General features: G+C 71.5%; 9 protein-coding genes. 5 read left to right on the top strand and 4 right to left on the bottom strand.

Going from position 1 to position 12,888, the window contains the following annotated elements; all coding sequences use genetic code 11:
- Nucleotides 1–229: 229 nt before the first annotated feature.
- The 5 genes from OG219_RS35225 (at nucleotide 230) to OG219_RS35205 (ending at nucleotide 6,181) form a co-directional block, all read left to right on the top strand.
- Nucleotides 230–2,068 (top strand): ABC transporter substrate-binding protein, encoded by a 1,839-nt coding sequence (locus tag OG219_RS35225; RefSeq protein ID WP_266833456.1) that lies wholly within the window; start codon nucleotides 230–232, stop codon nucleotides 2,066–2,068.
- Nucleotides 2,069–2,167: 99 nt separating this feature from the next.
- Nucleotides 2,168–3,235 carry an ABC transporter permease gene (locus OG219_RS35220; RefSeq protein ID WP_266833455.1) on the top strand — a complete coding sequence of 356 codons (1,068 nt, stop codon included), beginning with the start codon at nucleotides 2,168–2,170 and terminating at the stop codon, nucleotides 3,233–3,235.
- A complete protein-coding gene (locus tag OG219_RS35215) occupies nucleotides 3,232–4,170 on the top strand; it encodes an ABC transporter permease (RefSeq protein ID WP_266833453.1) in 939 nt (312 codons plus the stop codon). The genes OG219_RS35220 and OG219_RS35215 overlap by 4 nt, the downstream gene beginning before the upstream one ends.
- Nucleotides 4,167–5,183, top strand: a complete 1,017-nt coding sequence (locus tag OG219_RS35210; protein ID WP_266833451.1) for an ABC transporter ATP-binding protein — start codon at nucleotides 4,167–4,169, stop codon at nucleotides 5,181–5,183. Before OG219_RS35215 ends, OG219_RS35210 begins: the two co-directional genes overlap by 4 nt.
- Complete coding sequence (locus OG219_RS35205) at nucleotides 5,180–6,181, top strand: ABC transporter ATP-binding protein (RefSeq protein ID WP_266833449.1); 1,002 nt, start codon at nucleotides 5,180–5,182, stop codon at nucleotides 6,179–6,181. The genes OG219_RS35210 and OG219_RS35205 overlap by 4 nt, the downstream gene beginning before the upstream one ends.
- A 61-nt stretch (nucleotides 6,182–6,242) precedes the next feature.
- Here the strand turns inward: OG219_RS35205 and OG219_RS35200 are convergent, their stop codons facing one another.
- The 4 genes from OG219_RS35200 to rbfA form a co-directional block, all read right to left on the bottom strand.
- Complete coding sequence (locus tag OG219_RS35200; RefSeq protein WP_266833447.1) at nucleotides 6,243–7,208, bottom strand: bifunctional riboflavin kinase/FAD synthetase; 966 nt, start codon at nucleotides 7,206–7,208, stop codon at nucleotides 6,243–6,245.
- A 138-nt stretch (nucleotides 7,209–7,346) separates the two neighbouring features.
- A complete protein-coding gene (locus OG219_RS35195) occupies nucleotides 7,347–11,198 on the bottom strand; it encodes a trypsin-like peptidase domain-containing protein (protein WP_266833445.1) in 3,852 nt (1,283 codons plus the stop codon).
- 287 nt (nucleotides 11,199–11,485) lie between these two features.
- Nucleotides 11,486–12,391, bottom strand: a complete 906-nt coding sequence (truB, locus tag OG219_RS35190) for a tRNA pseudouridine(55) synthase TruB (RefSeq protein ID WP_266833443.1) — start codon at nucleotides 12,389–12,391, stop codon at nucleotides 11,486–11,488.
- Nucleotides 12,388–12,855 carry a 30S ribosome-binding factor RbfA gene (gene rbfA / locus OG219_RS35185; RefSeq protein ID WP_266833441.1) on the bottom strand — a complete coding sequence of 156 codons (468 nt, stop codon included), beginning with the start codon at nucleotides 12,853–12,855 and terminating at the stop codon, nucleotides 12,388–12,390. The genes truB and rbfA overlap by 4 nt, the downstream gene beginning before the upstream one ends.
- Nucleotides 12,856–12,888: the final 33 nt, after the last annotated feature.

Genomic DNA, 12,888 nt, shown 5'->3' with positions numbered 1-12,888 from the left:
CCCGCCGTCAGGCCCTCACCTGGAGGGCTTCAGCGGTCTGAACCAATGAGTGAAAAATGGGCGTCAACTCGTTATTTCCGCAGGCCACATGGGGTTCATGCGCCGTTGACTCGCGGAGACCGCCGCTGGTAGACACACACACCAACCCCGCCGGCGTCCCCCTGATCAACGTGGTCCAGCAGTTCAACAAGCCATCCCTGTGCGAGCGATGACGCGAGGTCACCGACCCATGAACAGACAGCATCAGCACGGCAGAAGGCTCCTGCGGCTCATCGCCGCCGCGGGAGCCGCGGCGCTCACTCTCACCGCCGGGCTCGCGACCCCACTCAACCCGGCACCCCAGCAGGCGCAGGCCAAGGCGGACAAGAACGTCCTCACCGTCGCGGTCGCGCAGAGTGTCGACTCGCTGAGCCCGTTCCTGGCGAGCCGCCTGGTCAGTACGAGCATTCACCGGCTCATGTACGAGTACCTGACCAACTACGACCCCGCGGACAACCACGCGATCCCAGGCCTCGCCACCAAGTGGGAACCCTCGGCGGACAAGCTCACGTGGACCTACACGATCCGTTCCGACTCCAAGTGGTCGGACGGCGAGCAGGCCACCGCCGAGGACGCGGCCTGGACCTTCAACAAGATCATGTCCGACGACGGCGCGGCCACGGCCAACGGCAGCTTCGTAGCCAACTTCAGGAAGGTCACGGCCCCCAGCCCCACCGAACTCGTCATCGAGCTGAAGAAGCCGCAGGCCACCATGGCCGCGCTCGACGTGCCGATCGTGCCCAAGCATGTCTGGGAGAAGGTCGGGGACTTCTCGAAGTTCAACAACGACAAGAGCTTCCCGATCGTCGGCAACGGACCGTTCGTCCTCACCGACTACAAGGCCGACAGCTACGTACGGCTCAAGGCCAACAAGAGCTTCTGGCGCGGCTCGCCCAAGTTCGACGAGCTGGTCTTCAAGTACTACAAGGACAACGACGCCGCCGTCGCCGCCCTGCAGAAGGGCGAGGTGTCCTTCACCTTCGGTCTGACGCCCGCCCAGGCGGCCACCCTCGAGACCCAGAAGAACATCAAGGTCAACGACGCGCCGGGCCGCCGTTTCTACGCGCTCGCCGTCAACCCGGGCGCCCAGGCCAAGAACGGGCAGAAGTTCGGTGACGGGCACGAATCACTGCTCAACGAGAAGGTGCGGCAGGCGCTGTTCATGGCCGTCGACCGCAAAGCCCTCCTCGACAAGGTTTTCCAGGGTCACGCCGTCGAAGGCGCCGGCTACATCCCGCCACGCTTCGCGGAGTACTCCTGGAAGCCGTCCGCGAGCCAGGAACTGTCGTACGACCCGGCCGAGGCGGCCCGGCTCCTCGACGAGGCGGGCTACAAGAAGAACGGTGACGGCAAGCGCGTCGGCAAGAACGGCAAGCCGATCGACTACCGCGTCCTGTGCCACGCCACCGACCCGAACGACAAGGCGGTCGGACAGTACCTGAAGGAGTGGTGGGGCGAGCTCGGCATCGGCGTCACCCTCAACTGCCTGGACAACGTGACCGATCCCTGGCTCGCCGGCACGTACGACCTCGCCTTCGACGGATGGTCGGCCAACCCCGACCCCGACTTCCTCCTGTCGATCCAGACCTGCGGCGCGCTCCCGGCGACCCCCAAGGACACCGGAGCAACCGACAACTTCATCTGCGACAAGCAGTTCGACGACCTGTACGGCCGGCAGCTCGCCGAGTACGACACCGCCAAACGGGCGGACCTCGTCAAGCAGATGCAATCGCGGCTGTACGACACCGGGTACATGAACGTCATGGCGTACCCGAACGCGGTCGAGGCCTACCGCACCGACCAGATCGAGTCGATCGAGACGATGCCGAAGGCCGCGGGCAACATCTACGGCCAGGACGGTTACTGGAGCTGGTGGTCGGCGGTTCCGGCGGCCTCCTCCGGTGAGTCCTCCGACGGTTCGAGCTCGACGGGGGTCATCATCGGCATCGTCGCGGGCGTCGTCGTCCTCGTGGGCGCCGGGGCGTTCTTCGCGATGCGGCGCCGCTCGACCGCCGAAGACCGCGAGTAGCCCCACGCACGCCACCACTGACACACCACCACTACCGAGCCACGCACACCGCCACTACGGAGCCACGAGCAGCGAGCTGCCTCCACCGAGTGAGAGTCCATGACCGCTGAAGCAACACCCTCGCTGGTCGAGGCGACCGGCGGTCCGGCTGAGGCCGGGCCGTCGGTCCGCAGGCCGCGGGCGGGCACCAGGACCGCGTATCCGCGGTATGTGGCGGGCAAGTTGGGCGGCGCGGCCGTCTCGCTGCTCGCCGTCCTCGTCACCAGTTTCTTCCTCTTCCGGCTCATCCCCGGCGACCCCGTCAAGTACATGACGGGCGGCCGTCAGGTGTCGGCGGAACAACTCGCCAACTACCGCAAGGAGTTCGGGCTCGACCTGCCGATGTGGGAACAGTTCACGGACTACTGCGCCAAGGCGCTCACGGGTGACCTCGGCACGTCGTACCAGTTCCGCGCCCCCGTCATCGACAAGATCACCGAGGCGCTCCCGAACACCCTCCTCCTCACCGGCACCTCGTTCATCCTGTACACGGCGCTCGGCATCTTCATCGGCACCCGCTCCGCGTGGCGCAACGGCGGGGTCGGTGACCGCCTCAACACCGGTCTGGCGCTGACCCTTTACTCCATCCCGTCCTTCTGGCTCGGGCTCCTGCTGATCATCGTCTTCTCGGTGGGCATCGGCCCGATCCCCGGTCTCTTCCCGACCGGCGGCATGGAGTCGGGGGGCGAGACCGGTTTCGCGTACGTCGTCGATGTCGCCCACCATCTCGTGCTGCCGGTGGTGACACTGGTCGCCGTCGAGTACGGGCAGACACTGCTCGTCACGCGTTCGGCACTGCTAGACGAGATGGGCAGCGACTATCTGACGACGGCCCGGGCCAAGGGTCTGCGGGACGACCTCGTACGGCGCCGCCATGCCGTGCCCAACGCCCTGCTGCCGACCGTGACGCTGATCTTCATCAACCTCGGCCGGACGGTCGCGGGCGTCATCCTCGTCGAGACCGTCTTCTCCTGGCCGGGCCTGGGCGGGCTCTTCTACCAGGCGCTCAGCGTGCCCGATCTGCCCCTGGTGCAGGGGCTGTTCTTCGTCTTCGCGGCGGCGGTGATCGTGATGAACACGCTGGCCGATCTGATCTATCCGCTGCTGGATCCACGGGTGGGCCGATGACAACCGAATCCACCGCGGCCGAGCAGGCCGCACCGGTGTCCGCGAAGAGTCCCCGGGCTCTCGCCCGGCAACGCCGCCGCGCCTCCGCCGCCCGCTTCTGGAAGCAGTACCGCACCCACCGGGCAGGCGTCTTCGGCCTCGCCGCCCTCGGCCTCTTCGCGCTCATCGCGCTGACCGCACCGCTGACCGTCGGCTCCGACGTGCAGAGCGTGACGAACGCGCCGGGCGGTCCGATGGAGAGCCCGAGCGCCGAATTCCCGCTGGGGACGGACCAGTTCGGGCGCAATCTGCTCGGGCTCGTGGTGTGGGGCGCCCGGGTGTCCCTGCTCGTCGGGCTGCTCGCCGCCGTGCTCTCGGTGGCGATCGGCGCGCTCATCGGGATCACCGCGGGACACTTCAGGGGCTGGTTCGCGACCGTGATGATGCGGATCACGGACTGGTTCCTGGTCATGCCGACCCTCGTCCTGGCGATCGCGCTGGCGACCGTGATGTCCCGGTCGCTCGGCACGATCATCCTGGCGATCGGTGTCACGACCTGGCCGACGACGGCCCGGCTGGTGCGCGCGCAGACCCTGGCGGTGGAGTCGCGGCCGTACATCGAGCGGGCCAAGGCGCTCGGCGGCGGGCACTGGCACATCATGTCCCGCCATGTGCTGCCGAATGTGATGCCGCTGGTGCTGGCCCAGACGACTCTGATCATCTCCTCCGCGATCCTCGCCGAGGCGACGCTCGCGTTCCTCGGTCTCGGCGATCCGACGGTCGTGTCGTGGGGCGGGCTGCTCCAGGACGCGCGGGAGGCGGGCGCGGTCAGCGCCGGGAAGTGGTGGTATCTGGTGCCACCGGGTATCGCGATCGCGGGGGTCGCGCTGGCGTTCACGCTGTGCGGGCGCGCGGTCGAATCGGTCCTCAACCCCAAGCTGGGGGTGGCACGTTGAGCACTCCGACCGAACCGAATACGACCGGTCACCGTCTCCTGGAGGTCCGGAACCTCGAAGTGACCTACGCGGGCGGAGCGGCCGCCGTACGAGGTGTGGACCTCGCGCTCGACGCGGGCCAGAAGCTCGGCATCGCGGGCGAGTCCGGCTGCGGCAAGTCCACACTGGCGCTCGCGCTGCTCCGGCTGCTGCCAGCCGGCACACGCACGACCGGCGAGATCCTGCTCGACGGCGAGGACGTACTGACGATGAAGTGGGGCCGGGTGCGGGCGGTCCGCTGGGCGGGCGCCTCGATCGTCTTCCAGGGCGCGATGCACTCGCTGAACGCCGTGCACCGCATCGGCGACCAGATCGCCGAGCCGATCCTGCTGCACAAGAAGGCGACTCCGGCGGGCGCGAAGCGGAAGACCGCCGAGCTGCTCGAACACGTGGGCCTTCCCACCGCCCGCGCTGACGCCTACCCGCACGAGCTCTCCGGCGGCCAGCGCCAACGCGTCATGATCGCCATGGCGTTGGCCTGCGATCCCCGGCTCGTCATCGCCGACGAACCGACCACCGCGCTCGACGTGATGATCCAGGCGCAGATCCTCCGCCTCATCCAACAGCTCGTCACCGAGCAGGAGTTGGGCCTCATCATGATCAGCCACGACCTCGCGGTGCTGTCCGACACCTGCGACCGGCTCGCGGTGATGTACGCGGGGCGGGTGGTCGAGGAAGGGCCCGCGCAGCAGGTCTACGAGGATGCCCGACACCCCTACGGCCAAGCGCTGTCGGCCGCCTTCCCGCGCATCGGCGACACGGCTTCGCGGTTCGCGCCGCGCGGCCTGCCGGGCGACCCGCCGGATCCGTCGGCGCTGCCGTCCGGCTGTACGTTCCACTCCCGGTGCGCGGTGGCGCTCGACTCCTGTGTGACGGAGGACCAGGTACTGCGGGACGCGGGTGCGGGACGGTGGGCGGCCTGCGTGCACATGGACGCGGGCGTGGAAGCGGAACCAGCCAGGAGCACTCCATGACGACACCTCCCGCGACGACATCACCGTTGCTCAGCGCCGAGGGCCTGCACATCGCCTTCCCCGGACGCCACGGTGCCGACCGTGCCCGTGCCGTCGACGGAGTCGACCTCGACATCCGGCGCGGCGAGATCGTCGCGCTGGTCGGCGAGTCGGGCTGCGGCAAGACGACGCTGGCGCGCTCCCTGCTCGGTCTCGTCCCGCCGACCGGGGGCCGCGTCACGTTCGACGGCAAGCCCCTCGACTACTCCTCGCGCTCGCTGAAGGCGTACCGCAAACGCGTCCAGCTGGTCCTCCAGGACCCGAGCGGCTCCCTCAACCCCCGGCACACGGTGTACGACGCGGTCGCCGAGGGCCTGCGCATCCACCGGTACGGCGGCGACGAGCGGGCTGCGGTCGCGGAAGCCCTCTCCCGGGCGGGACTTCGCCCTCCGGAACGCTTCTTCCTGCGCTACCCGCACGAGCTGTCCGGCGGCCAGCGCCAGCGTGTCGTCATCGCGGGCGCGCTCGTCCTGGAGCCCGAACTCATCGTCGCCGACGAGCCGGTGGCCTCCCTGGACGCCTCGGTACGCGGCGAGATCCTGGCCCTGCTCCTGCGGCTGCGCGCCGAACTCGGCCTGTCCGCCCTGGTGGTGACCCATGACCTGGGTCTGGCGTGGAACATCGCCGACCGGGTCGCGGTGATGTACCTGGGCCGCATCGTGGAGACGGGCGAGGTCGAACAGGTTCTGACGGCACCTCAGCACCCGTACACCCAGGCCCTGTTGTCCGTCCTGCCGGAAGCCCCGGGCGACCCGGTGGTGCTGACCGGCGAGCCCCCGGACCCGTCGCGCATCCCCTCCGGCTGCCGTTTCCACGCGCGCTGTCAGATCCTGGCGAGCGGGGAGGCGGAGCGGGCGGGGGTGGCGGACGCGTGCCGTGGGCAGGATCTGGAGGTGCTGGGCGGGGGTGCCGAGACGCAGGTGGCGTGCCACTGGGCGCGGGCGGGCGTCGCCACATAACGGCCGACGCCCGTGAAGGGCACCGGCCACCCCCAACGACGTACCGACGTGCGCGGAAAAGCTACTCGGAGTCGGCCTCGGCCTCGTACGCCTCGATCAGTTCCCGTGACCGCTTCACGTCGTCCCCGATGGCCACAAGGAGCGCGTCGATGGAGTCGAACCTGGCCTGTCCGCGTACGAAGGCGAGGAAGTCGACGGCGACGTGCAGGCCGTACAGGTCGAGGCCGACGCGGTCGATGGCGTACGCCTCGACGGTCCGCTCGGTGCCGTCGAACTGGGGATTCGTGCCGACGGAGATCGCGGCCGGCATCGCCTCGTCCGCGACGTGCAGCCAGCCGGCGTAGACGCCGTCGGCGGGAATGGCGGTGTGCGGGAGGGTCTCGACGTTCGCCGTCGGGAAGCCCAGCTCGCGGCCGCGCTGGGCGCCTCGTACGACGATGCCCTCGACACGGTGCGGACGCCCGAGGATCTCGCGCGCGCCCTCGACGTCGCCCTCGGCGACGAGCCGCCGGGTGAGGGTCGAGGAGAAGGGCTCGCCGCCGCCCGCGTCACCGGTCACGTACAGGTCGACGACCTCGACCTCGAAGTCGTACGTCTGGCCCTGCTCCCGCAGGAAATCGACATTGCCGGTGGCCTTGTGGCCGAAGCGGAAGTTGGGGCCCTCGACGACCGCCTTCGCGTGCAGCTTGTCGACCAGGACCTTCGCGACGAAGTCGGCGGGCGACAGCTTCGAGAACTCCTTCGTGAACGGAAGGATGAGCAGGGCGTCCACGCCCAGCTCGGCCATCAGTTCGGCGCGGCGGTGGTGCGGGGCGAGCAGCGGGGGGTGGCTGCCGGGGCGCACGACCTCGCTGGGGTGCGGGTCGAAGGTGACGACGACGGAGGGAACGCCCAGCTCGCGGGCGCGGTCCACGGCATGCCGGATGATCAGCTGGTGTCCGCGGTGCACCCCGTCGTAGGAACCGATGGTGACGACGCTGCGCCCCCAGTCCTCGGGGATGTCCTCCAAGCCACGCCAGCGCTGCACTGTGACTGCTCCTTGTCGCAAACTCGTCGAACCTGTGTCCGTGATTGCCTCATTCGCAGCTCTAAGAGTGCCATGCCGGGTGCTCTCCGCCTGCATCGGCATCAGGCTGTGACACATCCCGCATCTCGGCGGCGTAGGTCAGGCGGGAACCCGCACCCCGGCCAGGTTCTCGATCATGCGGCGGGTGCTCGGGCCGACCACGCCGGCCCACTCCTCCGGGGCGCCGGTCAGCCACCGGGCCACGAGGCCGGCGAAGCCGGGGACGGTGCGGGCGAGGTCGACGAGGCCGCGGTCGAAGCCGGTGGCTCCGGCCGGCGTGCGGACGAGGAGGAGGCCCGTACGGTGCACCAGTTCACGGGTGGGTTCCTCTCCCCTGCGGGCCGCGTCGGCCGCCGCCGCCCGCAGCAGGGTGTCGAGGACTGCCGGGTCCCGTTCGTGGGCGAGGAAGAGGTCGAGGAGTTCGCGCCGCAGGGGACGGGAGGCCGGGCTGCCGGGCGCGGCGAGTACGGTCGCGAGCGCCGCCCGCACCGGTGCGGGGCAGCCGTCGAGCAACCCTGTGACCAGCGGAAAGAGCACCGTGTGGGCCTCCAGTCCGTGTTCGAGCCGCCGGTCGACGTACGCGGCCACGTGCGCGGCTGCTGCCGGGCGGAGCTCCACCACCTCGCGTACCAGGACGGCGACGCGGCGGGCGAGGGAGGGCGTGGTGACGTCGGCGAGGTTGCGCAGCAGCTCGCCCGTGTCCGGGCCCGCGCCCGGTTGCCACAGCCTGGCCCGGAAGGCGGCGAGCACCGGGTCGGGGTGGGTCGTGAGGGCGGCGACCAGCGCGCTCGCGGGCAGCTGCGGGTCGCCCGCCTTGAACCGCTCCAAGGCCTGCGGCAGGTACCGTGCCCGGGTCCACGGATCCCTTACGAGGAGGCCGAGCGCTCCGCCGTGCAGGGTGGAGTCGGCGGGGCGGGCCAGCAGGGCGAGCGCCGCGTAGCGCAGCAGCGCGCGGTCGGCCTCGGTCCGCACCTGCGGTGCGGCCCGCAATCCGTACGCCACCGCCGCCACCCGCCGTGCCGGGCGCTCGTCGTGCGCCCACCGGTCCACCGCCCGGCACACGGCCGACGGTTCCTCCTCGGCGAGTACGGCCAGCAGCTCGTCGCCGCGCCGGTGCGCGACTCCGACCAGCGCCTCCGCGAGATCGTCCAGGGCCCGGCGCCGGTAGGCGTACAGCAGCGCCTGTGCGGCCGTCGCCACGGTCGCGTGCGGGGTCGCGGGGAGGGGGCGGTCGTCGTCGAACCAGTGGGTGAGGTGCGGTTGTACGGCGGTGGGGTCGGCGGTGAGGAGGCGGGCCACGGCGTCCAGATAGCGGGGTTCGCCTTCTTGGCTCCCGGCGCGCGGCGCCTCGTCCGCCATCACCAGGCACCTCAGCAGCTCGAACCGTTCCGCCTCCGGCAGCGCCAGCGCCTCCCAAAACGCCGGCCCGAACTCCCCCGGTACGCCTCGCCCTTGCTCCCGCCACCTCACGATCCGCTCCGCGAGCAACCGCAGCACCCGGGCGTAGGGGCTCGCGTCGGGAACCCGCAGCAGGACATCGGTGCAGAGGTGCGTGGCCCACCAGCCGGGGTCGCCGAGCGGGGCCGGCCCCTCGGGCAGGAGGTCGTCCACGGCGTCGACCAGGTCTTCCAGCCGGCGGGCCAGCTCGGCGGGGCCCTGCTGACGGGCCAGGAGGAGCAGGGCCTGGACCACCGGGCCGATGCGGTGGCGGGGGACGGGGAGTGCGCGAGGCGGGGCGTGCGCGGCCCCGAATCGGGGGCCCTGTGCACGCCGCCGGGACGCGGCCGCGCCAGAGCCCCGGGCCCTTCCGGCTGCCTGCGCAGGCTCCGACAGCTGTGTCGCCGCAGCCGCCTGCACACCGTCTCCGGCGGCCCAGGACGGGACCCGCCCGGCGGCCCTACCGGCAGTCGAAGCCGCCTGGTCCGTCCCCGTGCCCCCCGCGGCGCGACCCCGGTGCACCAGGGCGTGCAGGGCGGGGTCCAGGTCGAGGTGGGTGCCCTGGATCCAGTCGGCGAGTTCCTCGTGGGCGAAGCGGTAGCCGTTGCCAGCGGGGACGAGGAGGCCCTCGGTGAGGACGGCGGATGCCCAGCCGGTGGTGGCGCCGAGGCGGCGAACGGTTGTGGGGCCCCACGGGAAGACGGCTTCGAAGGACGCGCGGTCCAACTCCCCCTGCCCGGGCCCCAGACAGCGCCGCGCGGCCTCGTGCACCTGGCCGGAGACATGGGCGGCGAGCCGCCGTACGGCCGAACCGCGCAGCCCGTTCACCGCGGCGAGCCGGACGGCGACACGCAGGCACATGAGGTCCAGGTAGGCGGCGAACACCTCGTCCCGGTCGAGCGGTCGGGCCGGGGAGTCCGGCAGCGCGCCCCGAGCGTCCGGGGCCTCCGGCAGCGCCGCCCGCACCTCGGACAGCAGCCGCAGCGCCAGCGGATGCCGTGCGTCGGCCGGCGCGAGCGCGCCCTCGGGGATCCCCGCGCGGGCCCGGGCCCGCAGCGCCTCCGCCTCGGTCAGATCCCCCAGCCGCACACAGGCGGGAAACGGCCCGGCCCCGGACACGGAGGGATCGGCCCGGTGCAGCAGCTCCGCCGGAAACTCGGCCCCCGCCTGCTCCCAGTACTCGGCCCGGCACGCGACCACGAGCCGCGCCCCGGTCTCCCGCAGCCAGTCCGCCGTCCCCGCCGTCCACTCGGGCATCCGGTGGGCGAGGGCGGGCGGCATCTCCTCGGGACCGTCGAGGAGCAGCAGCAACGGCCGCCCCGCGTCCCGTGCCACCCGGGCCAACCGCTCCGGCCCGATGTCGCCCAGCTCACCGTCGTACCCCTCGGGAGGCAGCACACCCGGATCCGCCGAGCTCCCGGAGTGCGGGCCCTCCCGCGAGGCCGACACGATCCGCCCGGCCCGCTCCAGCGCCCGCGCCGCCGCGTCCGCCACCGAGAGGTCCGTGGCCAGGAGGTCGGCGCCCCGCAGCCACAGGGTGGGCGCCGGTTCCGCACCCCGGGTGCGGCGTGCGGCGAGGGCCGCGAGTTCCGTCGTACGACCGCTGCCGGGCGGTCCGACAAGCCCGAGCACGGCGGCCTGGCCACCGCCCTCGAACACACCGAACTCCCTTACGGCATCGGCTCGTTCGACAGGCTCGGAGTTCCCGCCGTCCGGTCCGCCGGGCCCGTCCGAGCCCACGGACGTCGCCGTCAGCTCCAGCACCCCCGCCGGATTCAGATCGGCCCCGTACGCGGGCACCGTCGCCGCGTTGCGGACCAGCAGCGCGGCGAGCGGTCCTTCGGCGTCCGGAGTCCGCAGTGGGACGGCGAAGCCCGCCACCCTGTGCCCGGCGTGCAGCGCGGTGCCCAGGACCGCCACCACCGCCCCGGTCGAGGCGTCGAGCACCGGGCCTCCGGCGGCTCCGCCGCCCAGCCGCAGCGCGTCGGTGCCGGCCGTACCGATCGCCAACTCCAGGGCGTCGCCCAGGAGATGGAAGCGGTCGGTCGCGGTGTACGTGACGGCGGAGGCGCCGAGCACCCGTGCCTCGCGCCAGCCGCCCGCGGCGATCCGGACGTACGTGCCGGTCTCGACATGGTTCCGCACGGTGACGGGGAGCGGGTCCACGCCGAGACCTTCGCTGCGTACGAGAGCCAGATCGGCGTCCGGGAGGGGTGTGACGGCGTCGGCGGTGACCACGCAGGTGCGGCCGCCGGGGGCATGGAGGACGAGACGGGCCAGGCCGTCGACCGCCTCGTGGCTGGTGATCACCGTGCCGTGGTGGTCGGCGACGAACCCCGTGCCGCGCGGACGCCCCGCCAGGTCGCAGACCCGCACCAGGGCATCGTCGTACGCTTCCCGGGCCTCTTCCGGCGTCTCCCGGCTGTTGTCCGGTACCGGCCGGCTCTCGACCTGTACGTGTCGGCTGTCGACCGGTGCATGTCGGCCCCCGGTCCGCGGGCCCCGTCCCGCCATGCTCGAACCTCCCCGCCGCGCTTCTGCTTCCGACGGTAGGCGCAGGGTGATCAGCGGGACAGATCGCGTGTCGAACGCGCCCCTTTCCGCTCCCCCGGTTCACTCCGAGCGCCTGCCCGAAGGGGTGAATAAGCAAGGACGGATGGATACACCCTTGGGTGGGGGAACCGAGGGGGGACCGTGGAGCGGCGGGCACGAGACCCCGTGATCGCCGCTCCACGGACGGGTTCGGCAAGCTGGTCCGGTAGGCCGGGTCCCGTGGACCCGACGCGGTCGGACCGTCGGCGTCAGCCGAACACCGCCAGGCTCTTCGCCTTCCCCTTCTGCTCCTCCACCAGCGCCAGGAACCGCCCGGCCGGGTCGAAGACGCCCACGGCGCCGCGCCCGGCGTACTCCTCGGGAATCTCCAGGCGTACGCCGTTGAGAAGCAGCCCCGCCCGCCTGTCGTCCACGTCCCAGCGCGGGAACGCCGCGGCCGCGGCCTCCGCGATCGGCATCACGGTCAGCTCCTCCTGGAGCTGGTCGAGGGTGCGCGCGGAGTCGAGCTTGTACGGGCCCACGCGGGTGCGGCGCAGCGCGGTGAGATGGCCGCCGACACCCAGGTCCGCGCCCAGGTCACGGGCCAGCGCCCGGATGTACGTGCCGGACGAGCAGACCACCGAGACCACCAGGTCCAGGACCGGTGTGCCGTCCTCGGCGACGGCGTCACGGACGTCGTACACCGCGAACGACGAGATCCGCACCGGACGGGCCGGGATCTCGAAGTCCTCGCCGTCGCGCGCCCGCTTGTACGAGCGCACGCCGTTGATCTTGATGGCGCTGACCTTGGACGGCACCTGCATGATGTCGCCGGTCAGCTTGGCGATGCCGGCGTCGACGGCGTCCCGCTTGATGCCGGACGCGTCCGTGGACGAGGTGATGTCACCCTCGGCGTCGTCCGTCAGCGTGTTCTGCCCGAGCCTGATGGTCCCCAGGTACTCCTTCTCGGTGAGCGCGAGGTGCCCGAGGAGTTTGGTGGCCTTCTCGACGCCGAGGACCAGCACGCCCGTCGCCATGGGGTCGAGGGTGCCGGCGTGTCCGACGCGGCGGGTCCTGGCGATCCCGCGCATCTTGGCGACCACGTCGTGCGAAGTGAAGCCCGACGGCTTGTCGACGATGACAAGCCCGTCGGGCGTCTGGTGCTTCTCGGTCATCCGGTGGCGTCGTCCGTCTCGTCGTCGTCCGACTCGTCGTCGGAGTCGGGCTTCTTGTACGGGTCCGCGTCACCGGCGTACTTCGCTCCGGAGGAGACCTCGCGCACCTTCTCGTCCGAGGCACGCGCCTTGTCGAGCAGGTCCTCGATGGTCTTGGCGGTGTCCGGGAGGGCGTCCGCGACGAAGGTCAGCGTCGGCGTGAACTTCACGCCCGCCGCCGCACCGACCGCGGAGCGGAGCACGCCCTTGGCGCTCTCCAGGCCCGCGGCGGCCTCCGCCCGCGCCTGGTCGTCCCCGTACACCGTGTAGAAGACGGTCGCCTCCCGCAGATCACCCGTGACCCGGGTGTCCGTGATGGTGACGTGGGTGCCGAGCCGCGGATCCTTGATCCCGCGCTGCAGCTTCTTGGCCACCACCTCTCGGATGAGGTCCGCCAGCCTCTTAGCCCGCGCGTTGTCGGCCACTGGTCCGTCTCCTTCTTCGCCTTGCTTGTTTCG

Source organism: Streptomyces sp. NBC_00038, assembly GCF_026343635.1.
In the GTDB taxonomy this organism is placed as follows: domain Bacteria; phylum Actinomycetota; class Actinomycetes; order Streptomycetales; family Streptomycetaceae; genus Streptomyces.
The sequence above is the reverse complement of the archived record's forward strand: the minus strand, read 5'-3'. Positions and strand labels throughout refer to the sequence as shown.